Genomic DNA, 23,240 nt, shown 5'->3' on the forward strand with positions numbered 1-23,240 from the left:
CATTAGCATATCGAATCAGAAAGCGCTTGTATTTAGGGAAACCGAACTGCAATTTACGCAAAACGCAACTAGTCCAACATCGAACCGTGCTGCAACCGTTGACTTTTTCGCCAAACCGTAGGCGGGAGACCCTCTTGTTCCTTAAACCACTGTGAAAAGGAATGCAACCTGAAAAATCCAACTTGCTCGGCTATTTCACGTATATCCTTATCTGTTGAGCTAAGCAGCCATTTTGCCTCCTGCAAACGGCACTGCTGCTGATATTGCTTTGGGCTAACGCCATACATTTGTTCAAAGACACGGCGAAAGGCAGGCTCCGTAAAACCGGCCATCTCTGCCAAATCAGAAATGTGAACAGATTCCTGCACATTTTCACGCATGTAATCAGCCGCTTTCGTCACCGTCATCCCCTGCAAATCCTGCTGCGAGTGTTCAAGCAAAAATAGCAGCAGCACTTCCATCCATGCGGAATAATTGGCTTGTTTTTCCTTTAAGAACGACGCTTTCATCCGTAGCCACTCCCGGAACAATCGTTCGAATCGCTCTTTATCCAGTCGGGATAGAGCAAGGAATAAAGGCGATCTATCTGCGCCGCCCCCTTCGCCAGTAAATCCGCTTCCTCCGAGCTTCGCGACCAACTCCATTGTACGCGCCGTTACTCCCTGCAGCAAAATAACCCCAAACCTAACATTCGTCACCGCTTCAAACCTGTGTGACAAGTCTGACGGGATAATAACGATATGGCCTGCTTCCATCCAACTTCGCTTCGACCACTCGAACAAGCACCGTCCTTCTAGCACGATACTGACTTCAACGGCCGAATGACGGTGAAATCCATCATCATAAAAATCAGCATCATGTGTGCCGATAAAACTGCGGATATCCAGCTCATCCTGCATTGGTCTTGTATCACCTCCAAAGCGATCAGACGTGTACTACGTTTTCTTTCTTTTTAATTTCAATAAAATAAAGGCATTTCCTTCAATTTGACGGCAATCTATACTAAGCAGGCTCAACGAAAAAAAAGCAGCACCTCTAGGGATGCTGCTTCTATGCTTGATTGGCTGTTAATTCGCGTGTTTTCACGATGATTTTGCGGATGCTGTCTTCCGATAAATGAAAGACTTTGATGAGTTCCATCACAGTGGAACCCGTTTGGTACAACCGGAAAATTTCTCGATTTCTACGCTCAATGATAATGCGTGTTCCGTTATTTTCTCCCCATCCAGCGCGCTTCTGCTCTTTCTTAGGGATATATACAATTTCACCTTGGATATATTCTTGTAATTGTTTTAATAGGTTAGGGGGAAGAACGTCTTTCCCGTTCTTGTAACTCATGGATGAAAACCTCCTCAAATTGTCGAGCAAAGTTAAACTTTGTCTGATTTGCAGAGAGTATCTTCATCGCCCCATAACCTCCTACCATTCTCAAAAAATGGAATAAAAAAAACACGATCATAATCGTGCCTGTCGGTTGTATATGCAATTATACACTTCAGGTGAACGGTTATTCCACGAATGATATTCAGTTAGGAGACGAGTACCTCTGCGGCGGCCGCAACATTCATCGCTACTGTCATTGTGTTCATTAAAAAGCACTCCTTTCACCAGATAGTTTAATTTTTGAATTTGGGTTGGAGAGCAAAGTCTCTCCTAATTTATGGTGTTCACTACGTGTTCACATTCTCATTATATGTAAAAAGCATCTCGCTGTCTACTCATTCAGGAAAAATATGCGGGGGCCTAGCGACCCCCGTTTGGAACGATGGACTCTGCTTACGCAGAGACCACCTCTGCTTTTGTTGTAATCACTTTGATCACTCCTTTCCGAAGTAATTAGCCCGGCCGGCTACCTCTATATTTACTCATATTTCCAGCTTGTTCTCAAGTGAAAGAATGGTTATATTCGTTTTCTCCTAGTTACAACATTCCTGATACGACTGAGGTATGGTTTGAAATGCTTAACCATACCACAAGTGAGTCGAAATTTTTGGAATTTACGCTCACTGGACGTGGAAAGTTGCCCCGGAAGGGGAGGGTGGGGGTATCTAATTATACAGTCCCTTCGCCTTCATACTGAGTCAAAAATTTCTGATCGGGCGATTGTAGCGAGATTTGTAGTCTTTCTCGGCAAATTCACGGATGATCTGAGATTGTAGCGAGTCTATTTCATGCATAAATTTTTTTTCCTGACAAAAACTACCCCATAACAACTGGTAAAGGGGGTTTGTTTATGATGCTTCAAAAGAAAACGCAATGGCAGGTTGTTTTAACCACCCTTTGTATCACTATGATCTTCATGGGTGGAGGTTGTACAAATAAACAAACCCAAAACATCGGAGCGCCTACGACTACCCCTGCCCAAGCCGGCCAGAGTGCCAGCATGTTTGTATCAGACAATTCGACATTTTCCAATGTTAAGGTTTACAGTGAAACAAACGGACTAGTCTGGGTACCGCTGGAGGAAACCTCTGCATCGATAGATTTTGATTTGCACTACGTAGGCGACAGTTTCACAATGGGTGCCACGGACCCCGTTTATTCCGTTAAAGTGAATCAAACTCAAGCTTTAGTAGGCGATAAACCCATCGAACTTCCGCAGGCTCCGAGATTATTCGATCACAAACCTTATATGACAACACAGGCGTTATCAACATTGATGGGTACCCCAGTAAATTGGAACCCTCAAAATTCGCAGGTTGTCTTTAATCCGATCAATGACAATGCGTTGTCCGAACAACAAAGTGCATCTGCACAGCAGCACGGAAATTCAACAAAACAATTACAGAGCCTTTCTGTGAATAATGTAGATAAAAGTAACTTAATAAGCTATGCCCAGAACTTTTTAGGAACGCCGTACGTATTTTCATCGGGACCCTACGATAGTACGCATACGTTTGACTGTTCTTCCTTCGTCCAGTATGTGTATTCCCATTTCGGCGTTGATCTGCCAAGATCCTCACTTTCTCAAGCGCAAGTAGGACAAACCGTAGACATCAATAACCTGCAAACCGGTGACCTGATGTTCTTTTACACACCTGGGCGGTTTGCCAGCAATCACATTGTAGGCCATGTGGGGATATATGCGGGTAATGGGCGATTCATTAATACGTACGGGCAACCCGGGGTTACGTTTACCGATTTTAATACGTATTGGAGAGGTCGCTTTTTGTTTGCAAAACGTGTTGCTTAGCGAAGCTTGTATGGCGGTACGACAGCGCATAACATAGAACTAGTGAAGAAAGGGAATATATGGATGATTTCCGGAATAAACGCTCTATTTTCTATACGAAGAGAACGCCATTTCAATGTCCAAGCGAATAAGCAACGTGATTCTAACTGATCAAAAACTGTAAACATAAAAAAATAAGCAGTCAATTACTTAAACTCGCAGAAAGTTAAGTAATTGACTGCAATATATTTTCCCTTTCATTTATGGTCATATTTAAATCCCCCATAATCAATGACCACGATCTGATTATTCCGCTTTAAACGCAGGTTAGGCGTATGGGGGTTATGATACTGACCCACACCATTTGATGGAATGATGCCATTGCCCAAAAATTTCTTTACTATTTTCATAAGTTCTCGTCTATATATTGGAGAATTGGGGAATTTTCGATCATATTTTTTCATGGTTACCCAGCGATATGCCCCGTCGTAATCAATAATTTGCGCAAGATATTTTTTTATCGGTTTCAAAGATGATTTATACAGGTTTACTTCCATCTGGTTGCATATGATCCCTTTTTTTGATTTTGCTATCTTCAACACATACCCGTTACCTAAATCGAATACAACTCTCGTTCCCCCAGCCCCAATGTATTTCTTCCCTTTTATTTTCCTTTTCATGTACTCGTCCATTTTAATCAAGGCAGCATCCCCCGTTCAAGTAACTGACATCTCGACAGAGCAATTTACGGATATTAGCGTCAACTTATTCTATGTCGAGAACCACAACCTGATTGGACATTCAAAATAAATGGTAGAAGAGAAAAAGCCACCGACCTAATGCCAGCAGCCTCTATTGTTTGAACTCTCGTTAGTCTAAGAAAAATTTATGTGGAAAATTTGTTGAAGTCTATAACTCTTCTTAATGTTTTTGAATAAGTTAAATAAATTATTCATTCAATATTTAGGGGGTCTCCTTAAAAAAATGAAAAAATACATTGAAATTATTAGGAAGAAAATTCATCGGATTGGGTTCATGACGTGGTTAATCATGGGGAAATATAATCGGAATTTCCCGAAATCTAAAGAATATAAGCGAAAACTTTACGAAATGAGAACCCTATTTAAGGAAAATGGAATCATACCTTATGAAATTGTAAACCGTCAGGGTGAACCAAATTTTCAAAACATACGTCCTATCCCTTTATATCTTTCCTCAATCTATTTTTCATCTATAAGTTCTGAGCACACTTTTTTGCGATGATAGATGGAAAAACTCCCGTTAATTTATTGGATATTTCGTTTGGTAGTCCTTTAACCGGAAAACCTACCTTTAATTAAGCAGAAATCAGCTAAATGACGCATTAACACTGAATGTAGCTGGAGGTTTTCCCGTTAAATGTACGTTCAACGATGTCCTAGTGAAATTAACAGGAGGAATTCCATCTGTATCTACTTACAGGTCTTCCGTAATCTGTGCAGCTTCCTTCGGGTGACAAGACTTCTTTCAAACATTGGAGCTCCGTCGCGGTGAGGGCAAACACGCTGACTACTGGCCGAGCGCCACAACTGCGATGCCGCTGCTGTTTAGCAGCGCGCGGATGTCGCGCGCGAACTCCACGGCGTGCGCACCATCGCCGTGGATGCAGATCGTGTCCGCGCGCATGCTCAGATCCTCTCCCTCCTGGGAGAGGACCTTCCCTTCGCGGACGAGCCTTACGACCTGCGCCGCAGCGTCGGCGGCGCTGAAGAGCAGCGCCCCCGGCTGATCGCGGGGCGTCAACGTGCCGTCCCGCTGGTAGCTGCGGTCCGCGAAGGCTTCGCTCGCGGTCCGCAGCCCCGCGGCGGCACCCGCCCGCAGCAGCTCGCTGCCGGGCGGGCCGAACAGCGTCAGCTCCGCGCTGACGCTGGCGGTCGCAGCCGCAATGGCCGCGGCGAGATCATGGCGCTTCGCAGCCATGTGATAGAGCGCGCCATGCGGCTTGACGTGCTGCAGGCGTCCGCCTTCGGCGTGGACGAACGCCTGCAGCGCCCCGAGCTGATACAGCGTCAGCTCGTATGCCTCCGCCGACGAGATCGCGATCTCGCGCCGGCCGAAGCCCTGTAGATCGGGAAGGCCCGGATGGGCCCCGATCGCAACGCCCTTGCGCAAGCACAGCTGTACAGTGCTGCGCATGGTTGCGGGATCGCCTGCGTGGAACCCGCAGGCGATGTTGGCGGAGCTGACGAAGTCGAGCAGCTCCTCGTCCCGCCCAAGGCGATAAGCGCCGAAGCCTTCACCCATATCACAATTCAAGTCAATACGCAGAATTCTCACTCCCAGTTCTTCAATTTCCCATTCCTTCAGTCCTTCAGCTCCTCAGCTCTTCAGCTCTTCAGCTCTTCAGCTCTCAGCTCTCAGCTCTCAGCTCTCAGCTCTCAGCTCTTCAGCTCTTCAGCTCTTCAGCCCTTCAGCCCTTCAGCTCTTCAGCTCTCAGCCCTCAGCTCTTCAGATTCTTCAGCTCTTCAGCTCTTCAGCTTTTCAGCTCGCTCTCAGCCCTCAACTCTAAAGCTCTTCAATCCTTCAGCTCTTCAACACTTCAGCTCTTCAACACTTCAGCCCTCGACTCTTTATCCACGATCCCGCACCCAAGCCCGAACCCCAGCCTCAAGCAGCCGCAAATCCATCGCCTGCAGCAAGATCTGCTCCTGGGCTTCACGGTGGCTGACCTCCCGGAAACGAATCTTTCCGCCTGGTTTCACCTGAGCTACTAAGGGAAGATCTGCCGTGATGACGTGCGCGATGCGCGGGTAGCCTCCCGTTGTTTGGCAGTCCGCCATCAGTAGGATGGGCTGTCCACTTGGGGGCACTTGAATCGTCCCTTGGACGACCGCTTCTGAGATCATCTCACTCGGTACGCCATCAGATAGTTCTAGCTCCTTCCCTTCCAAGCGATAACCCATTCGATCTGACTGTACGGTAACGATATAGCTTTGAGCCAGAAAGCTACGTACACTTGCTTCGGTGAAAAGGGCAGCTTCCTTCCCTTTTACGACTCTTATAACTGGATTTTCTTCATAGCCCGGACGAATAAAAGCACTCACAGACCCTGGATGGTGAAGATAATCGCCTGCCACGTCTTGTCTTACCGGCAAATCATCTCCCGCTTGGAGTGCTCTACCTTGGTGACCGCCGATGCCCGCACGTAAATAGGTGCTTCTGCTGCCCATTACAGGTTTCACCTCGAAACCACCATACACAGCTAAGTAGGCTCTGCATCCCTTAACTGCATAATGAACATTTAACTGGTCTCCTTTACGGATCAAAAAAGGTCGCCATAGTGGCACTCGAATACCATCCCTATCTGCTTCCATATCAGCTCCGCATAAAGATAGCAGCATATCCTTCTGGGCAACCATGCTCGGTCCTAGCAGTGTCATTTCTAGAGCAGCGGCCCCCGTATTATTCCCAACGAGTATATTGGCTGCTCGATGCGCAAAGAGGTCCATGGGGCCTGATGTAATGACGCCATATTTCCGCTGTCCGTACCGCCCCTCATCCTGCAAGGTTGATAATAATCCCGGCTTGATGACCTCAAACCCCATTTCCCATGTTCCTCTCCTTTTCATATTGGAACTGCTCTGCCGTGATGGATACAAATCTTACTTGATCTCCTACCTTCAATAGAGATGGAGGATCGGATTCTGGACGAAATAATGCTAACGGGGTCCGACCAATTAAATTCCAGCCGCCCGGCGTTTCAAAGGGGTAAATGCCGGTTTGAGCACCGCCAATGCCTACTGAACCAACAGGTATCTTCGTCCGAGGTACCGATTTTCTTGGTGTAGCTAGCTGGTCATCCAATCCACCCAAATAAGGAAATCCAGGTGCAAAGCCAATCATATATACCGGATAAATCTGTGAAGTATGCAGGTGCACAATCTCTTCCTTGCTAACACGATGATAGGCCGCAACATCCGCAAGATCCGGACCATAATCCTCACCGTAACAAACAGGGATATCAATAGTTCTCCTAGGCTCGTTAGTATGAACCTCATTTTTATGTTCAAAGTTATCCAAGAGATGTTGTATATGTAATAAGACAATGTCATAGGGTAGTAACGTATTCGTCCAGCTGACACGTCCATTTTTTCGGGTGGTTCCCTCTTCTGAATAATGGTTGTAAACCTGGAAGCTGTCATAATAAATCGTGATTGTTGTATACGCCGTTACTATTTCAATAAAACCTTCAAAACGATTATTCTCTAGGTAAGCTGTTAACTGACGTACACGATTCAGAATGGATAAATCAATGTCCGTACCAAGCCTAATCACAATAGCCGAATCTCCAAGCATATGGCATTCGTAAAAGAGCTTGGTCATGCAAATTGTTGCTTTTTGAGCCAATTCGCACATATTTCAGGCCAAATGTAAGCTTCCTGATGATCATCAGCTATTCCAATACCATGACGCCCGCTCTCAAACACGTGCAGATCAAAAGGCACTTTATGACGACTAAGCGCCCCTGCAAATAGCAAACTGTTCTCGACGGGAACGGCCGCATCATCTGCTGTATGCCAGAGAAAAGTCGGTGGCGTATGCGCAGTTACTTGTTGGTCATTAGATAGCAGCGAGACCAACTTCTCATCCGGTGTTTTGCCCAGTAAATTAATCTTTGAACCTTCATGTCCATACTCTCCGGAGAATGTAATAACGGGATAACAAAGCACCATCACATTGGGACGACTGCTTTGTCTTTCGATCGGATCGACGGACTCCTGATCCCCTGAATCATAATGTGTACCGGCTGTAGAAGCTAGGTGTCCACCTGCCGAGAAGCCGAGAATACCAATGCGGTTCGGATCGATCTGCCATTCTTCCGCATGATGCCTTACTGTTCGAATTGCCCGCTGTGCATCTTGGAGTGGAATTGGATGTTCGTAAGGAGCTACACGGTAATTCAAAACAAAAGCCGAAATCCCAAGTCCATTTAACCATTTCGCAATAGGCTCTCCCTCATGAGCAGCACGCGTACCGTAGCCTCCTCCGGGAAATACTATAACTGCAGAGCTCAGGCCTCCATTAGACACAGGGTATACAGTCAAACTCGGACATCCTTGGTTATTTTCACCTATGCTAATCTTGGATGCTCCGGGCCATAACTCAATCGTTTTTATCATACTCAATGTGAAACCCCCTATTTTAAATTTCGTACTAAGTTAATAATATCGAATCTCAATCAAGTAGCAAGAGTCTATTTTACAAAAAAAGGAGATGATCTTCATGATCGTAGCTACAACAGAAAACATCGCAGGCTATGAAGTCACGGAAGTATTAGGCAGTACATTTGGGGTCGTTGTGCGAGCCAGAGGGATTGGCGGTGATATTCTTGCCTCTCTAAAGGGGCTTGTCGGCGGGGAAGTCACGCAGTACACCCAGATGGTAGAAGACGGGCGAAAGCAAGCCATGGACCGATTAGTCAAAAATGCTGCAGCCATGGGCGCTGATGCTATTGTAATGATGCGTTTCGATAGCGGTGACATCGGACAAAATATGAGTGAAATTGTCGCTTATGGCACCGCCGTCCGGACACGAAGGCTATGAGTGGACTCGGTCCAATTTTACTTATCTATGGAACATGGGTCATCGGCTTTATCATTCTCCTTCTTCTCGGCTATCTCATTTATGACAAACGCTATAAGAACAACGGTTCAACGACGCCTAGTAAGCCTTCAAACGGCTTTGTCTCAACATCAGAGGTGTTCATTGATCCAAAGGATGGATTCACTTATCGCGTTTATTACAATCCTAGGTCAGGGGACCGGGAATACATTCGCGAATCCTAACGCCATTCAAACAAAAAAGCCGTACACAAGTAAGAGTCCATTACACTCTCTCTTATGTGCGGCTTTATTTAGTAGATAAGAAAGTATAAGTTTTATACTTTTGCTTCGCATCTACCTTGACAAACGCGCTCGTTCCAGTGGGACGACGGAGTCGTTTATCCTTGTGACAACAACCTAGTCCCAGATGACTTCCCAATTTTCGTTCACGCTGGCTTCAATGGTACCACGCTCCATGATGTAGCCTGCCAATAGTTCGGCTACGTCCGTCGGGATATCCTTGATGACCGGTTTATCCTGGAACATCGCATAATTGCCTCCGCCTGCAGATCGGTAATTATTCATAACCACATCGTATGAAGCTTTGAGATCCAGCGGTTTCCCTTCATATTCCAGTTGTACGACACGCATGCCGATTGGACGGGATATATTCAATTTATAGGTAATCCCTTCCCACATATCATAGTTATAATGCGACGGCTTTGGGTCTCTAAACTTGCTGCTTACTTGAACTTCACCAGCTACTGTTAATTCAAAGTATTCTGCTGACTGCTCTAACGCATCCTTGATGTCTTGTCCGGAAATCCGAATCACTTTTAAAGTATTCGGATAAATGTAGTTGGAGACGATGTCTCTCATTGTAATATCGGCTGGAAACCCGGGCGATACGTTATCAAACAGCGCTGTATTTGAAATGGCTGCTCCCGAGAGCTCCATCTGAACACGATTGATGAACTCGATTAGCGCATTGTCTTTTAAGCGAATTTGCATGGGATCTTTGACGAGCATATCTCCGGACAGCTTACCAATTGGTTGGTCGAGCCACTCCTGAGTCTTCGCTTCATACGCACTGACAACATCAATTAATTTCTGGTCCGCTTCAATATTAGCCACAGAAAGCAGCTCCGATTTCTTGGCATCGATGCGCCATTTGTCATTTACCTTCGAGAATTCTAATTCAACTTTACCAAGTGTTACACCTGCAGTTCCTGGTTGAACAATGATGACATCATTGATTTCTACTCCCGCAATGCTTCGGTGTTGGTGCCCTGTAAGCAGAACATCTATCCCTTCCACTTCCATACATAGTTGGTAGCCTTGGTTCTCTCCCGTTAGAGGCTCCGTAGGCTCACCCGTCGTTAGATGTCTTTCAAAACCGCCATGGTAGGAGACAACAACAGCATCCACTTGCTCATGCTCCTTGAGTACCTTTACCCATTTCTTAGCTGACTCTAGAGCATCTTCGAACCCCAGACCCTTGATATGATCGGGATTCTCCCAATTCGGAATATAGGGAGTTGTCAATCCCAGAATACCTATGCGAACGCCGTCCGGTAACTCTTTAATCAAATATGGCTTTCCTAGGAACGGTTCACCGCTTTCCGCATCCACAATGTTGGCGCATAACCAAGGAAACTTTGATTCCTGAACCGCTTTTTGCAGTACACGAAGTCCATAGTTAAATTCATGATTGCCAATAACGGCCGCATCATGACCCACATAGTTCAGACCAAGGACCATCGGGTTCATCGGCTCGTTATCTAATCTAGCATGATGATACGCAAGTGGTGTTCCTTGAATCAGGTCCCCATTATCGATCACAATAACATGGGGATCTTTCTTGCGTTCTGCTGCAATTAGCGCAGCCAATTTAGATAACCCGACATCGTTTGGTTGATTGTTTGCATAATGAATAGGCAGCATATTTCCATGCAGGTCACTTGTTTCTAATATAGTTACTCTACTTTTCTCCAGCTTGCTAGATTGAGTCAAATTACCCACTCCAAGATGTTATTTTGTAACGCCATACATATCAATTGTCATAGATTAACAAATACTTCACACTATCTTCCATATATTATATGATAATGTTATAGTACATCATAGATAAAAGTAAACAATTAAACGGAGGTCAAAAAAGATGATGAAAAAATTTACTGTCATTAGCTTGTCCATGATTGTTGCTGCAGGTGTTCTTGCAGGCTGTGCAAAAAAAGAGGAAACAGCTCCTGCTGCATCCGCATCTACGAAAGCTTCCGCTACACCGGCTGCAGCTGCAGGCTTCGTACCTAAAGAGCTTAAAGTACAGTTCGTACCTTCCCAAAATGCAGAGACGCTTGAAGCAAAAGCAAAGCCACTAGAGAAGCTTCTTACAGACAAGCTTGGTATCCCGGTTAAGGTTTCCGTTTCAACGGATTATAACGTAGTTATCGAAGCTATGGCTTCCAAACAAGTTGATGTTGGCTTCTTGCCACCAAGCAATTACGTTGTTGCCCATGACACTCGTAAAGCAGCAGACCTGCTTTTACAAGCAACGCGCTTAGGCGTTGACGATGCAACAGGCCAACCAACGAAGGATCTAGTTGATTTCTATAAATCAGAGATTCTAGTTAAAGCAGATTCCCCAATCAAAACAGTTGCAGATCTAAAAGGCAAAAAAATGGGCTGGCAAGGTGTTACATCCGCTGCTGGTTACACTTACCCTGGATTCGTACTGAAAAAAGCTGGCGTAGATCCAGTTAAAGATGTAACTGGCGTTCCATTCCAAGGCCATGATAAAGCAGTTATCGCTCTTCTTAACGGTCAAGTTGACGCTGTAGGCGTATTCCAAGACATCCGTACGAATATGACTAAAGATTATCCAGATGTATTCAAACAAACTCGTGTCCTTAGCTACTCTGACAAAATTCCTAATGATACCATCGCTGTTCGTTCCGATATGGATGCAGCATGGAAAAAGAAAATCCAAGACGCATTCATCGCTATTGGTAACGACCCAGATGGTCAAAAAATCATTTTCGATGTTTACTCACACAAAGGCTATGTAGTTTCTGACGATGCGAAATTCGACATCGTTCGTAGCGTTAACAAAGAAATGGGCTTGAAATAAGCCCTAGCTCTTCGTTTCAAATGAAAATACCTTGCATGCATTCTTCTGAAGCATGTAGAGGTATTTTTTTTGTATTCTACTCCGAACCTCCCTTGCATACTATGAATGTGGCACATCCGTGTAAATGTTTTTTTACTTTTGCATGACAAACGTTTACCTGGACCTGTCATATATCATAGTGAGGTGAAAAATTGGATGTTCGAAATGCTTATTAGCTGCAAAAAAGAAGTCTCTATCCGGTGCGGTAAAGACGAGATAAGGGGGGTCATTACGAATTACCATCCTACTTTTCGACTTTTGAAATTGAATAATGTCTTGATTCCTATAGAGCTAATCGAACAAATTGAGGTGTTAGAACCAGTCTTGGATTCATTAGCCCAATCACACAATCGACGTGAAAATAGGTCACTTCGCTTGGTTGCCCAAGGAAGTCATTACAGCTAAATTTTAGATAGAAAAACCCCCTCAAGGATTTGATTTTAGAGTCATTCAGCTTTTCGTGAGAGCAAATGGGCTATAGTGGGTTACCAATGTTGTATTTTCTACAGCATTTCACACGCCTAAAGGCTATTTAGCAACTTGAAGTTGCAGTTGGTACAACATTTTTAGCCCATTTGTTGAGAAATGGCCTGTTTAGGACCAAATTGTTGTACATGTTGCAACAACGAAGGGAAAAAGGCGTGATTTAGGCAGAATTGTTGCACGTTATACAACTTCCCAGCTCATTAGCGGGTTACAATCAATTTGCCAGTAAATAATCTTCCTCTGAACCGATTTTCCACAATCCACGAAATCCGATAGACATTTTCCTGTTATCCTAAAACCAACACAACGGTTCTGCCCCAAAAAGAACCATCCTAATAAAAAGCCCATTTATGAACAAATAAGCCTCCAAACCCACTATGATAGCTGGTGTTGGAGGCTTATTTTTCAATTAAATTTCACTTATAAAGACTTTCCCATGTCCTCATACAATGCGTTTGCGGAGTGTCCCTGAGATGTAGTCAATGACAGAGACGGTGACAATAATCCCAATGAGGATGATACCAACTCGCGGCCACTGCCTCGCGTTGAGTGCAAAGATGAGTGGCGTACCGATACCTCCTGCACCAATAACACCTAGCAATGTCGCTGAACGGACATTAATCTCAAAGCGATATAAGGTATACGAAATGAAATCAGGAATGACCTGCGGCACCACGGCAAACGCCATCCGCTGCCAAATGTTTGCACCTACAGCCGTCATGGCTTCCGTAGGTCCCATATCCATATTCTCAATGGCTTCTGCATAAAGCTTGCCGAGCATCCCTACAGAGTGAAGTCCTAATGCCATAACCCCAGCAAAGGCATTTGGTCCTACTGCTTTAATAAAGATCAAAGCCATAATAATCTCCGGTATTGTTCGTACGACACTCAAGAACAATTTCCCTGTGCTTGAAACTGCACGAAATCGACTCATATTAGCTGCTGCCCAGAAGGCAAACGGGAGACAGACAATCGCTGAAACAAAGTTACCTAAGTAGGAAATAGATAAGGTTTCAAGCAAGGATCGAAGTAAATCTTCACCTTCTGGGATATACACATAAGCCCAGTCAGGATGTACTAAACCGGATAACATGGATTTCGTGAGAATCCAAGTCGTTGGTTGGAAGCCTGTCAGCTCAAGGCCAGTTAATGCCCATATGAACAAGGCAACAACGGCCACCCAACCGATTATCTTATACGTAGTTGAACGCGTAGCTGACATCGGTTTCGCGCTGCCTTTTAGCAAATAGGAACGGAATCGTGTACTGACCAAATCAATAATAACAACAACTAATAAGGTATAGATAACAATGGCACAGGACTGATCGTAACGGAACAGATCCAGCGTGTTTTTGAGCAGCAAGCCAATACCACCGGCTCCAACCAATCCGAGAATAGCTGAGGCCCGAATGCTAACTTCGAATGTGTACAATAAATGAGCCAAGTACGTAGGCGCAACCTGAGGAATGACGCCGAAACGAATGAGTTTGAGTTTGTTAGCGCCAACAGCCGTCATGGCTTCAAGCGGTCCGGGGTCAATAGCTTCCGTTGATTCGTAAGAAAGCTTAGATATAATACCAAAGGTGAAGAAAATTAGTGCAAGTGTACCGGCCGTTGGGCCAAAGCCTACCAAAACGGCAAACAACGCTGCGTACAGCAAATCTGGAATTGTACGGAATAGATTCATGATAAGTCTAGCTGGGTAGAACAGCCATGGCGCCGTAGTAACATTACGAGCTGCTAGCAGTGCCATCGGAAAAGCAAACAAGGCTCCAATTGCTGTACCAATAATGGACATCTGCAGCGTTTGTGCCATTGGCTTCCATATATCAGCGAAAAACAGCCAATCCGGCGGAAACATCTCGGCTATGAATTTAACAATCTCCGGAGTACCGGTAACGAGTTTCGTCAGCGTCGCATCTGTCTGATAAATACTCCCAATCAGGAAAAGCACCATGATTAGGGCAATGAGATAGATTTTCGTACGAGGAGGCTTCTTGACTGTCGCTACACTCATTCCTCCAGCACCCCCAAGAGCTCGTCTTTCTTAATCGCACGGCCATAAATCTCGGAGAATACATCATCCGTTGCTTCCGAGACGGGTCCGTCGTATACGACTTTACCTGCGCGAAGTCCGATAATTCGAGTTGCATATTCACGTGCGAGGTCAATAAAGTGAAGGTTAACGACAGTCGTTATACCAAGCTCTGTATTGATCCGCTTCAAGTCGTCCATAACTTGTCTCGTCGTTAATGGATCAAGGGAGGCTACTGGTTCATCTGCTAAAATGATTTTCGCTTCTTGTGCCAGCGCTCTCGCGATGGAAACACGCTGCTGTTGACCGCCGGACAATTCATCGGCGCGTGAATAAGCTTTTTCCCGAATATTGACTCTCTCCAGTGCTTTCAAGGAAAGTTCGATATCGTGTTTAGGAAACAATCCGAGCACTGTACGCAAGGTAGAATGATAGCCTACACGTCCGGATAATACGTTTCGAATCACGGTAGAACGCTTAACTAGATTAAAGGTTTGGAAGATCATCCCGATATCTCTGCGCATACGGCGTAATTCGGCACCGTTCGCCTTTGTTATGGATTTGCCATCGATTAATATTTCTCCATCTGTCGTCTCATGCAAACGGTTAATCGCACGCAGCAAGGTGGATTTACCTGCTCCTGATAGACCTACAATAACAACGAATTCTCCGGGATGAATAGTTAAATTAATGTCATTCAACCCAATAGTTCCGTTAGGATATACTTTGGAAATATGTTTAAACTCAATCATATAAGTCCTACTTTCTTTTACAGAGTATCTGAAGTTCAGACAGACTACTTTCAACATATTTCAGCAAAATCCTTTTTTCAATCATAACCTTTAGAAAATATTCATATTCCATTGTTATCCATAACAAAAAAGTGGTCTCATAGGCTATCAGAGACCACTTTTTTCACGATGATTTATACTTTTGCACGCCAGCGTTCTTCAATCTTCATCCCTTTCCAAACCGCAATGGAAATGGCCCATGCCACCACAAACAGAGTAACTAAGATATAGCCTAATGTCCCGAAATCAATCTCCTGCAGCCACGTCCAGAAGGTGCCTTCCAACCTGAATTCTTCGGAGAGAACTTGACCTAGCTCAATCACACCAATGATTAAAGCAGCAATGACAGCCAATGCGGTCACTGTTAAATTGTAATAAAGCTTACGTACCGGTGTATGAAATGCCCATTTGTAAGCTTTGGTCATGAACATCCCATCGGCTGTATCGAAGAGGCTCATTCCTGCCGCGAACAACAGCGGAAGTGATATGACGCCAATGAAAGGGATAGCTTCCTTCGCCGCATGGGCAGAGATCGCTAGGAGCGCAATTTCACTCGCTGTATCAAAACCTAATCCAAAGAGAAAACCTAACGGATATACATGCCAGCTTTTGCCTATGAAAGAGAAAAGTGGTTTGATCATTCGAGCAATGAATCCACGGGACTCGAGAAGCTCCTCGAACTCTTTATCATCATTCGTGCTGCCACGAAATTTCAAGAACATTTTATATAGATTAATAAGAATGAGTAAATTTAAAATGCCAATAATGACAAGAAACAGACCGGAAACCGAAGCGCCGATAACACCTCCAAAACGCTGCATCCAAGGAAGCTCACGCGCTGCCCATTGTACAGAGAATGCCGTCACAATGGCCATGATGAAGACGACAGAGGAGTGTCCCAAAGAAAAGTAGAAACCAACACCTAATGGATTCTTCTTCTGCTGAACGAGCTTGCGCACGGTATTGTCGATCGCCGCAATATGGTCAACGTCGAATGCATGCCGCATCCCTAATGTGTAGGCAAGGAGCCCAATCCCCCAAAAGGCAGGCGTCATTTTCGCGACACTATATAATCCGATAAGCCCAAGTATATGTAAGAGGACGATCACACCAACATACCCAGCCCAGCTTCTTCTCTGCTGTAGTATTGATTTCCACATCATTGACACCCTGCCTTTCTTTTCGTGTTACGATTTAATAATAATGTAGCACACGTGTGCATGACTTGAGAAGTACCTACCTCATTTTTTTGTGAAGAAATCTAACACATATCTGATATAATAGAAACCGTTCCAAAGATGGACTACGGAAAGGAATGGATCGGCCCTATGTCTCTTCGTATTTTCAAGCTTTTTACGATTCTAGTGCCTGTTCTCATCATCGGCGGCTTTGAGTATATTCGTCATGAATTTTTACTTAATTATTTAACCATGGAAGCTGGTAATTTCACGATTACCATCATTACTTTGCTGCTTTCCTATCTCTTTGCTTCATGGATGTTTCAAAGTATTGAGCGCAGCAATGAGAAAGTGACAATCGGTGAAGCCCGCAGAGCCGTGTATGAAGAACGCGAGCGTTTGGCCAGAGAGCTGCATGATGACTTGGCTCAAACCCTTTTCTTCCTTAATGTGAAGTTGAAGCAAGGAGATTTGGAAGAAGCCAAAGCAGCGGTATCCGAAATCGATAACTCGCTGCGACAAGCCATTTTTAATCTGAGAACACCACCGGAGGAAGGGGCCAACTTCCAGCAGCGCATCCATAAATTTCTGGAGAATTGGCAATTGGTGACGGGTATTGAGCTTCATGAGAAGTTAACCGTGGAAGAGAACAGCTTCTCTTCTGGAGAAGAAGTTCAGCTTTTCGGCATTATACAAGAAGCGTTCACCAATATACGCAAGCATTCCATGGCAACACAAACTTCAATTATTCTGGAAGCTCATCCAGAGGCATGGCGTCTACACATTACCGATAATGGAAATGGATTGCATCACAGAACATCCAAGGGGAAGACCTATGGCGTTGAGTTGATGCAGAAACGCGCAGCCGAGCTAGGTGCATCTTTCGAGCTTAATATGAAGGAATCTGGCGAGTTCCCTACGGGAACTACACTTTTGGTACAAGCAGATAGGAGGAGGAGCTAATGCCGAGCAATCAGCCGTTCCGCGTTCTCATCGTAGACGATCATCCACTGGCTAGGAAAGCGATTCGCAGTATGCTGGAGCCTGTATCCGACTTCTATATTGTAGGAGAAGCAAACAGCGGTGAAGAAGCTATTCTACTTTGCGGAGAGGTCGCGCCTGATGTGGTTTTGATGGATATACATATGTCCCCTATGGATGGACTTGAAGCAACGCGGCGCATTAAGCAAGCATACGGGGCTATACGCATCGTCATGCTCACCGTGTCCGATGATGTAGCTGACCTTTTTACAGCGCTGCAATTCGGAGCTCAAGGCTATTTGTTAAAAAACATGGACCCAGACGAATGGCTCACTTACCTTCGAGCGCTGCTCGACGATAATTCTGAAGCCGCCAGAGGGATGGCGGATAAGCTTTTCCAAAGGTTCCGCGCCCCCATTGGTATGCATACAGAAGGCCCGACACCGAGCATGTTGACCTCTCGGGAACAGGAAATTACCGCCTATGTTGCCTTAGGGGATAACAACAGGCAGATTGCAGAAAAGCTGCTGATATCCGAACATACGGTTAAAAACCACATGAAAAATATATTGGTAAAACTTGGACTCGAGAATCGTGTCCAGCTCACCGCATTCGCCATTAAGCACGGATTGACACGAAAAGGACAAAACTAGTCGAAAAAATAGCCCACTCGAGTCATACTCTTATGCTTGTCGATCAGGTAATATGGACAACATGATAAGAGCTAACTTGAAGGGGGAACACGTTTTATGTTTAAAAAATTGATGTTAAATGCAGGTATTATGTTGATTGGCTCTATGCTTCTCGCGGGTATCGCCAGCGCCCACGTTACTGTATATCCGAAAGAATCCACTCAAGGCAGCTACGAGAAATTCACGGTACGTGTGCCTTCAGAGAAAGACATTCCTACTGTGAAAGTAGAAGTGAAATTCCCTATGGATGCTGTAGCGGTTTCTCGCTTCGAGCCCAAAGCAGGTTGGACCTACGAGCTAGCTAAAGATACAGCTGGTAAAATTACAGGGGTCACTTGGAAAGCAACCGGAGATGGGCTTGCTAGTACGGAATTCGGTGAATTCAACATGCAAGGCAAGGTAGCAGATGCTGCTACCGAGATCGTGTGGAAAGCATACCAAACTTATAAGGATGGCAGCGTAGTTGAATGGGTTGGCGCTAATGGATCTGACAAGCCCGCTTCTGTAACGACAGTCAAAGCCAAATCAGCAGCCGGTGCTACGACAGATAGCCACGGACAGGTAATTGCTGGTAGCGGTGCAGCTAGCAGCACATCATCCAACACTTCTCTCTACCTCTCCATTGCTGCAGTCGTACTTGGAGCTTTATCCCTGATCGTGTCGCTTACAAAAAAGCGTAAATAAAAAAAAAGGCCTTGAGCTCTCTGTGATAATAACAGATAACTCAGGGCCTTATTTATTTCCTTAAGCTTGCTTTCTTTGGTAGATTCGGAAGTAGTACTCGTAAGGATTTTTCTCGTTCCGTTCTCCTTGTTCACTGGACACTAACGTCCACACGGACAAATCTAGTTCGGTCATAAACGTATCCGCTTCAAACTCATGCTCGATGTGCGTAATGTACATGCGGTCTACGACGGAAGTAAACAGTCGGAAGATTTCCGCCCCGCCAATGACGAACAGTTCCTGATCACGGAATTCGTCCACCGCTTCTTGCACAGAATGAATGACTTCACAGCCATCCGCTTCAAACTCTGGATTTTGCGTGAGAATGATGTTGCGTCTGCCCGGTAACGGCTTGCCAATGGAATCATACGTCTTCCGCCCCATAAGAATAGGGTGACCCATCGTCACGGATTTGAAAAACTTCAGATCCCCTGGTAAGTGCCAAGGCAGTGTATTATTCACACCGATGGCTCGGTTGCGATCCATTGCAAAAATAAATGAAATACTCATGCAGGAGCCCCTCCCTTCGTCACATGTTGTTTATACAGCCACTGGTGCTTTAATCGTTGGATGCGGATTGTAATCCAGCATTTCAATATCACTAACGTCGAAATCAAATATAGAAGCAACATCCTTGTTCAGCTTGAGTGTTGGCAATTCGCGCGGCTCGCGGTTGAGCAGTGTTTGAATTTGATCCATATGATTCGTATAAATATGGGCATCTCCGATCGTATGGACGAACTCACCGACGCCTAACCCGCATTCATGTGCAATAAGATGCGTTAGCAGTGCATAGCCAGCGATATTAAAAGGTACGCCAAGGAAAGTATCTGCGCTGCGTTGATATAATTGGCAGGACAGCTTGCCCTCCGCCACATAAAACTGAAACAAGGTGTGACAAGGCGGAAGCGCCATACTGGGTACATCCTCTGGATTCCATGCAGATACGATGAGACGGCGAGAATCAGGGTTCGTTTTGATCATATGAATAACCTCTTTGAGCTGATCAATCGTGCCTCCCTGCGTCGTCGTCCAATCCCTCCATTGTTTGCCATAGACATCCCCGAGCTCACCGTATTGCTTGGCAAACTCGTCATCCTCGAGCACCTTTTTCACAAACTCATCCATTTGCTCATCGTATTGAAGCTTGAAGGTCTCGTCTTGCTGTGAGCGTAACCCGAAGTTACTCATATCCGGTCCCGAATAATCCGCGCTCTCCACCCATTTCTTAAAAGCCCATTCATTCCATATGTGGTTATTATGTTGTAACAGATAACGAATATTCGTGTCGCCTTTAATAAACCACAACATTTCACTAGCGATTAAGCGAAAAGGTACCCTTTTGGTCGTCACCAAAGGAAATCCTGCCGCAAGATCGAAGCGCATCTGTCTGCCAAATACTGAAATTGTTCCTGTCCCCGTTCTATCTTCCTTTTTCGTACCATTAGTAAGAATATCTTGTAATAGTTCCTGATAGGCTTTCAAGCTTACGAACCTCCATCTCTATGTTACACATGTATTTATCTATTTTACCCGCAGAGAGCCCATTTGGCTACCTTTCTACAATCGTGAAATATGCTGAAACTTTCGTATGAAAAAATGGCCTCTCCACGAAATTCCATTAGCGACGAGGATGCATTTTACGTGCGTATATGGTACATTTCTAATGAAAAATACAAGAGGTTCGCGAACTCCCTCTCTAAAAAACTATGAAATGAGGAACCACCCATGTCAGCAGGTAGAAGCAACGAAGATTTGAAAGAGATTACTTTATTAGGCAATCAAGGAACCAAGTATGTGTTCAACTATGATCCCACTTTATTAGAAGCATTCGATAACAAGCACCCGAACAGAGATTACTTTGTTAAGTTTAATTTCCCTGAATTCACTAGCTTGTGTCCAGTAACTGGACAGCCTGATTTTGCTACACTCTACATCTCCTATATTCCGAATATTAAAATGGTGGAGAGCAAATCACTTAAACTGTACCTGTTTAGCTTCCGGAATCACGGTGATTTCCACGAGGACTGCGTCAATATTATTATGAATGATTTGATCGAGCTGATGGCGCCTCGTTATATCGAGGTTTGGGGTAAATTCACCCCGCGCGGCGGCATTTCTATCGATCCTTACTGCAACTGGGGTCAACCCGGCACGAAGTTCGAAGCGATGGCTGAACATCGATTGATGAACCATGACCTCTATCCTGAAAAAATCGATAATCGCTAATTGGCAGATTATAAGCATTAAGCCTAGTCAATCCCTTGGATTGGTTAGGCTTTTTTGCTAAATCTATTTAAGCTGATAGAAAAGTCCGTTTGAATCGGACCATTCGGCAAAAAGAACCCGTTCATGATGGCTGATTCCACTCAGCTGCAATAGCTGCTTCAGCCATTCCGGGTCACGGCCGAGACGCTGCAGCGCTGCTTCATTGATACTCCCATTCTCAATAATACTCTCCGGCAGGCAGACCCTTTTCTTAGGGGAAACCCCATTGTTTTGGCTTTCCGTATCCTTTTGGCGGAGCACACTAATGCTGCCATTCGTCTCAAACAACGCATAGGCGACTTCCCTCATAGAGAACACATCATTTTCCCGCAGCAGCATACTAAGTTGACCAAAGTCCAGATTGTTACGCTTCATCGCCTTGAAGTCAATAACCCCATCACGGATCAGTAAATCGGGTGTTCCGGTTGCATATCGAGAAATCCAAGGGACTGTCCAGATAAACTTCTCAAGGGCAAGTGCAAGCAGTGTCCAGATCACAAGTGCGAATACAAGATGGCTAAGATGAACATTGTCATCATAAATCGTATTTCCAACTAACTCACTGAGCATTAAGGAGGAGACAAAATCAAAAGCCGTAAGCTGAGAAATCTCTTTCTTTCCCAGAAGTCGTGTCATGATCAGCAATCCAACCAAAGCAACAACCAACTTTACGGCTATGCTCACATACATCGTAATTCCCATCATCATCACTCCCAGATCTGTCACCAAGGATAAACGACTCCGTCGTCCTTCAGGGACGAGCGCGTTTGTCAAGGTAGATGCGAAGCAAAAGTATAAAACTTATACTTTCTTATATACTTAAAATGGTATGACTCTTATAAAGGCAAAATGATGATGACAGTCGTACCAACGCCTTCCTCACTTTCGTAGTGCATTTCCCCATTCATCGTTTCTATAATCCGAATGCTAACAGCTGTCCCCAACCCCGTTCCAACATCTTTCGTTGAATAGAACAAATTACCGATACGAGAGAGCTGATCTTTCGTCATTCCCTTGCCATTATCAATAACCTTGATTTCGGCTCGGCCAACCAATCTTTTTAAGCTTACCTGTACCTCTCCGTTGGCGGGCGTCGCTTCAATGGCATTTTTGATCACATTCACCAAGGCTTGCTGCAATTGTCCACGATCCGAAAAGATATAAATTTTGTCCTCAAGATTGACAGTAATCTCAACACCATTCTTCATCGCCATTGGCGTTAGAAGCACAATAATGTTGTTTAATACGTCAGAAAATGAAAAAGTTTCTAATTTGGTTAGTTTTGGCTTGGAAAAATTTAAGTAATCGTTAATAATCGATTCAGCTCTCGCTAGCTCCTCCATGGCAATATGCAGGTATTGTTGATTCTTCCCTTGCTCATTCGGGCGCATAAGCTGCAGAAAACCTTGAACAACAGTTAACGGATTACGAACCTCATGTGCGATGGATGCAGCTAACTCGCCAAGGGTTTTCATTTTTTCAGCTTTTTGAATTTGAACTTTCATTTTAAATCGTTCTTCATGTATTTCTTGCAGCAAGGATGATAACCAGGTTCCTAAAACTAGGAGTATACCAAATGAGATCATAGCAGGAATAGTAGCAAGATCAAACGATTCAAAACCTTTGTAAAGAGACACATAGCTCATTAAAATGAGCAGCATCACCAGTAACGGACTTAGCGAAACCAATATAGTTGCCTTTATTCGTGAGCTTCCTGTTAGTTCTTTGATTTTGTAAGAAGCAACAAAGGGGATAATAAAACTAAGTGTCATACTGATGTACCCAAATATAAGCGCATCGCCACCAAGATACGTACGCATCAACATTATCATAATGTAATTAATTAGACCTGCTAGGGGTCCCCAATAGATGCTCGAAATTACAAGGGGAACATAACGTAGGTCCCAGTACAAATCAAGTTCATAATAAGAAAATAATAAGCAAAGTGAGGAGGCTGTGCCATAAAGCAAGCCCATCACGATCGGTGACTGATCATTGCGCCATCGATCTCCAAAGACACTCTGTAATAAGACAGGAGCAAGAACGATAAGGATGTTCAAAAATAATTTTTCTAATAACATAGCTGACACTGCGCTCCCTTCTATCCACACCTTCAATGTTTCTGCAAGGGTAAGCGTTATCCTTTATTTAACAGGGAAAAAA

The 23,240-nt window shown here is 44.7% G+C and carries 23 protein-coding genes and 1 riboswitch; of the genes, 8 read left to right on the plus strand and 15 right to left on the minus strand.

Annotation, left to right across the window (positions count from 1 at the left end; translation table 11 throughout):
* Nucleotides 1-68: 68 nt before the first annotated feature.
* Together GC102_RS18350 and GC102_RS18355 are read right to left on the minus strand one after the other, a co-directional pair.
* On the minus strand, nucleotides 69-899 hold the full coding sequence (locus tag GC102_RS18350; RefSeq protein ID WP_171690820.1) for an AraC family transcriptional regulator: 831 nt from the start codon (nucleotides 897-899) through the stop codon (nucleotides 69-71).
* 151 nt (nucleotides 900-1,050) lie between these two features.
* On the minus strand, nucleotides 1,051-1,338 hold the full coding sequence (locus tag GC102_RS18355; protein ID WP_029194044.1) for a CD3324 family protein: 288 nt from the start codon (nucleotides 1,336-1,338) through the stop codon (nucleotides 1,051-1,053).
* 895 nt (nucleotides 1,339-2,233) lie between these two features.
* On the opposite strand from GC102_RS18355, the gene GC102_RS18360 reads away from it, so the two are divergent.
* Entirely contained in the window at nucleotides 2,234-3,193 is a 960-nt protein-coding gene (locus GC102_RS18360; RefSeq protein ID WP_171690821.1) for a C40 family peptidase, read from the plus strand.
* Between the two features lie 236 nt (nucleotides 3,194-3,429).
* Here the strand turns inward: GC102_RS18360 and GC102_RS18365 are convergent, their stop codons facing one another.
* From GC102_RS18365 to GC102_RS18385, 5 genes are all read right to left on the minus strand, one after another.
* Entirely contained in the window at nucleotides 3,430-3,873 is a 444-nt protein-coding gene (locus GC102_RS18365) for a hypothetical protein (protein ID WP_171690822.1), read from the minus strand.
* Between the two features lie 847 nt (nucleotides 3,874-4,720).
* Nucleotides 4,721-5,482, minus strand: coding sequence for a LamB/YcsF family protein (locus tag GC102_RS18370; RefSeq protein WP_171690881.1), 762 nt, complete (start codon nucleotides 5,480-5,482; stop codon nucleotides 4,721-4,723).
* A gap of 299 nt (nucleotides 5,483-5,781) precedes the next feature.
* Nucleotides 5,782-6,756: a 5-oxoprolinase subunit C family protein gene (locus tag GC102_RS18375; RefSeq protein WP_171690823.1), complete on the minus strand. Its 975-nt coding sequence runs from the start codon at nucleotides 6,754-6,756 to the stop codon at nucleotides 5,782-5,784.
* Complete coding sequence (gene pxpB / locus GC102_RS18380) at nucleotides 6,746-7,567, minus strand: 5-oxoprolinase subunit PxpB (RefSeq protein WP_446686379.1); 822 nt, start codon at nucleotides 7,565-7,567, stop codon at nucleotides 6,746-6,748. Before pxpB ends, GC102_RS18375 begins: the two co-directional genes overlap by 11 nt.
* Nucleotides 7,531-8,331, minus strand: coding sequence for an alpha/beta hydrolase (locus GC102_RS18385; protein ID WP_171690882.1), 801 nt, complete (start codon nucleotides 8,329-8,331; stop codon nucleotides 7,531-7,533). Before GC102_RS18385 ends, pxpB begins: the two co-directional genes overlap by 37 nt.
* A 103-nt stretch (nucleotides 8,332-8,434) precedes the next feature.
* Between GC102_RS18385 and GC102_RS18390 the strand changes: the two genes are divergently transcribed.
* Together GC102_RS18390 and GC102_RS18395 are read left to right on the plus strand one after the other, a co-directional pair.
* Nucleotides 8,435-8,755 carry a heavy metal-binding domain-containing protein gene (locus tag GC102_RS18390; RefSeq protein WP_029194039.1) on the plus strand — a complete coding sequence of 107 codons (321 nt, stop codon included), beginning with the start codon at nucleotides 8,435-8,437 and terminating at the stop codon, nucleotides 8,753-8,755.
* Complete coding sequence (locus GC102_RS18395) at nucleotides 8,752-8,997, plus strand: hypothetical protein (protein WP_051253192.1); 246 nt, start codon at nucleotides 8,752-8,754, stop codon at nucleotides 8,995-8,997. Before GC102_RS18390 ends, GC102_RS18395 begins: the two co-directional genes overlap by 4 nt.
* A gap of 174 nt (nucleotides 8,998-9,171) precedes the next feature.
* Here the strand turns inward: GC102_RS18395 and GC102_RS18400 are convergent, their stop codons facing one another.
* Nucleotides 9,172-10,749, minus strand: a complete 1,578-nt coding sequence (locus GC102_RS18400; protein ID WP_171690883.1) for a bifunctional metallophosphatase/5'-nucleotidase — start codon at nucleotides 10,747-10,749, stop codon at nucleotides 9,172-9,174.
* 166 nt (nucleotides 10,750-10,915) lie between these two features.
* Between GC102_RS18400 and GC102_RS18405 the strand changes: the two genes are divergently transcribed.
* Nucleotides 10,916-11,884, plus strand: a complete 969-nt coding sequence (locus tag GC102_RS18405; protein WP_171690825.1) for a phosphate/phosphite/phosphonate ABC transporter substrate-binding protein — start codon at nucleotides 10,916-10,918, stop codon at nucleotides 11,882-11,884.
* 967 nt (nucleotides 11,885-12,851) lie between these two features.
* Here the strand turns inward: GC102_RS18405 and phnE are convergent.
* From phnE to GC102_RS18425, 3 genes are all read right to left on the minus strand, one after another.
* Nucleotides 12,852-14,426: a phosphonate ABC transporter, permease protein PhnE gene (gene phnE, locus GC102_RS40615; RefSeq protein WP_376769384.1), complete on the minus strand. Its 1,575-nt coding sequence runs from the start codon at nucleotides 14,424-14,426 to the stop codon at nucleotides 12,852-12,854.
* On the minus strand, nucleotides 14,423-15,196 hold the full coding sequence (phnC, locus tag GC102_RS18420) for a phosphonate ABC transporter ATP-binding protein (RefSeq protein ID WP_029198595.1): 774 nt from the start codon (nucleotides 15,194-15,196) through the stop codon (nucleotides 14,423-14,425). Before phnC ends, phnE begins: the two co-directional genes overlap by 4 nt.
* A 173-nt stretch (nucleotides 15,197-15,369) precedes the next feature.
* Entirely contained in the window at nucleotides 15,370-16,398 is a 1,029-nt protein-coding gene (locus GC102_RS18425) for a HoxN/HupN/NixA family nickel/cobalt transporter (protein ID WP_246320982.1), read from the minus strand.
* Nucleotides 16,399-16,563: 165 nt separating this feature from the next.
* Here GC102_RS18425 and GC102_RS18430 point away from each other — a divergent pair, with 165 nt between their 5' ends.
* The 3 genes from GC102_RS18430 to GC102_RS18440 all read left to right on the plus strand — a co-directional run bounded on the left by GC102_RS18430 (nucleotide 16,564) and on the right by GC102_RS18440 (nucleotide 18,770).
* Nucleotides 16,564-17,376 carry a sensor histidine kinase gene (locus GC102_RS18430; RefSeq protein ID WP_171690826.1) on the plus strand — a complete coding sequence of 271 codons (813 nt, stop codon included), beginning with the start codon at nucleotides 16,564-16,566 and terminating at the stop codon, nucleotides 17,374-17,376.
* A complete protein-coding gene (locus GC102_RS18435; protein ID WP_171690827.1) occupies nucleotides 17,376-18,047 on the plus strand; it encodes a response regulator in 672 nt (223 codons plus the stop codon). Before GC102_RS18430 ends, GC102_RS18435 begins: the two co-directional genes overlap by 1 nt.
* Before the next feature lie 96 nt (nucleotides 18,048-18,143).
* The gene (locus GC102_RS18440; protein WP_171690828.1) at nucleotides 18,144-18,770 is read left to right on the plus strand and encodes a YcnI family copper-binding membrane protein; all 627 of its coding nucleotides are present in this window, start codon (nucleotides 18,144-18,146) and stop codon (nucleotides 18,768-18,770) included.
* A 60-nt stretch (nucleotides 18,771-18,830) separates the two neighbouring features.
* Here GC102_RS18440 and GC102_RS18445 read toward each other — a convergent pair whose 3' ends face one another.
* Together GC102_RS18445 and GC102_RS18450 are read right to left on the minus strand one after the other, a co-directional pair.
* Nucleotides 18,831-19,319 carry a dihydrofolate reductase gene (locus GC102_RS18445; protein WP_171690829.1) on the minus strand — a complete coding sequence of 163 codons (489 nt, stop codon included), beginning with the start codon at nucleotides 19,317-19,319 and terminating at the stop codon, nucleotides 18,831-18,833.
* Nucleotides 19,320-19,349: 30 nt separating this feature from the next.
* Nucleotides 19,350-20,294 (minus strand): thymidylate synthase, encoded by a 945-nt coding sequence (locus tag GC102_RS18450; protein WP_171690830.1) that lies wholly within the window; start codon nucleotides 20,292-20,294, stop codon nucleotides 19,350-19,352.
* Between the two features lie 188 nt (nucleotides 20,295-20,482).
* A riboswitch (PreQ1 riboswitch) is annotated at nucleotides 20,483-20,526 on the plus strand.
* Nucleotides 20,527-20,537: 11 nt separating this feature from the next.
* On the opposite strand from GC102_RS18450, the gene queF reads away from it, so the two are divergent.
* On the plus strand, nucleotides 20,538-21,038 hold the full coding sequence (gene queF, locus GC102_RS18455) for a preQ(1) synthase (RefSeq protein ID WP_029198588.1): 501 nt from the start codon (nucleotides 20,538-20,540) through the stop codon (nucleotides 21,036-21,038).
* Nucleotides 21,039-21,101: 63 nt separating this feature from the next.
* On the opposite strand, the gene GC102_RS18460 is transcribed toward queF, so the two are convergent.
* Both GC102_RS18460 and GC102_RS18465 read right to left on the minus strand, forming a co-directional pair.
* Nucleotides 21,102-21,803, minus strand: coding sequence for a DUF421 domain-containing protein (locus tag GC102_RS18460; RefSeq protein WP_312883318.1), 702 nt, complete (start codon nucleotides 21,801-21,803; stop codon nucleotides 21,102-21,104).
* A gap of 110 nt (nucleotides 21,804-21,913) precedes the next feature.
* Complete coding sequence (locus tag GC102_RS18465; protein ID WP_171690831.1) at nucleotides 21,914-23,158, minus strand: ATP-binding protein; 1,245 nt, start codon at nucleotides 23,156-23,158, stop codon at nucleotides 21,914-21,916.
* Nucleotides 23,159-23,240 lie beyond the last annotated feature (82 nt).

Source organism: Paenibacillus germinis (assembly GCF_013141785.1).
GTDB classification, from domain to species: domain Bacteria; phylum Bacillota; class Bacilli; order Paenibacillales; family NBRC-103111; genus Paenibacillus_E; species Paenibacillus_E phytorum.

Bases quoted from the DNA above. Each gene is read 5' to 3' on its own strand.
- GC102_RS18350 (WP_171690820.1), bottom strand. From the start codon at position 899: ATGCAGGATGAGCTGGATATCCGCAGTTTTATCGGCACACATGATGCT.
- GC102_RS18355 (WP_029194044.1), bottom strand. From the start codon at position 1,338: ATGAGTTACAAGAACGGGAAAGACGTTCTTCCCCCTAACCTATTAAAA.
- GC102_RS18360 (WP_171690821.1), top strand. From the start codon at position 2,234: ATGATGCTTCAAAAGAAAACGCAATGGCAGGTTGTTTTAACCACCCTT.
- GC102_RS18375 (WP_171690823.1), bottom strand. From the start codon at position 6,756: ATGGGGTTTGAGGTCATCAAGCCGGGATTATTATCAACCTTGCAGGAT.
- pxpB (WP_446686379.1), bottom strand. From the start codon at position 7,567: ATGTGCGAATTGGCTCAAAAAGCAACAATTTGCATGACCAAGCTCTTT.
- GC102_RS18385 (WP_171690882.1), bottom strand. From the start codon at position 8,331: ATGATAAAAACGATTGAGTTATGGCCCGGAGCATCCAAGATTAGCATA.
- GC102_RS18390 (WP_029194039.1), top strand. From the start codon at position 8,435: ATGATCGTAGCTACAACAGAAAACATCGCAGGCTATGAAGTCACGGAA.
- GC102_RS18395 (WP_051253192.1), top strand. From the start codon at position 8,752: ATGAGTGGACTCGGTCCAATTTTACTTATCTATGGAACATGGGTCATC.
- GC102_RS18405 (WP_171690825.1), top strand. From the start codon at position 10,916: ATGATGAAAAAATTTACTGTCATTAGCTTGTCCATGATTGTTGCTGCA.
- phnE (WP_376769384.1), bottom strand. From the start codon at position 14,426: ATGAGTGTAGCGACAGTCAAGAAGCCTCCTCGTACGAAAATCTATCTC.
- phnC (WP_029198595.1), bottom strand. From the start codon at position 15,196: ATGATTGAGTTTAAACATATTTCCAAAGTATATCCTAACGGAACTATT.
- GC102_RS18425 (WP_246320982.1), bottom strand. From the start codon at position 16,398: ATGATGTGGAAATCAATACTACAGCAGAGAAGAAGCTGGGCTGGGTAT.
- GC102_RS18430 (WP_171690826.1), top strand. From the start codon at position 16,564: ATGTCTCTTCGTATTTTCAAGCTTTTTACGATTCTAGTGCCTGTTCTC.
- GC102_RS18435 (WP_171690827.1), top strand. From the start codon at position 17,376: ATGCCGAGCAATCAGCCGTTCCGCGTTCTCATCGTAGACGATCATCCA.
- GC102_RS18440 (WP_171690828.1), top strand. From the start codon at position 18,144: ATGTTTAAAAAATTGATGTTAAATGCAGGTATTATGTTGATTGGCTCT.
- GC102_RS18445 (WP_171690829.1), bottom strand. From the start codon at position 19,319: ATGAGTATTTCATTTATTTTTGCAATGGATCGCAACCGAGCCATCGGT.
- queF (WP_029198588.1), top strand. From the start codon at position 20,538: ATGTCAGCAGGTAGAAGCAACGAAGATTTGAAAGAGATTACTTTATTA.
- GC102_RS18465 (WP_171690831.1), bottom strand. From the start codon at position 23,158: ATGTTATTAGAAAAATTATTTTTGAACATCCTTATCGTTCTTGCTCCT.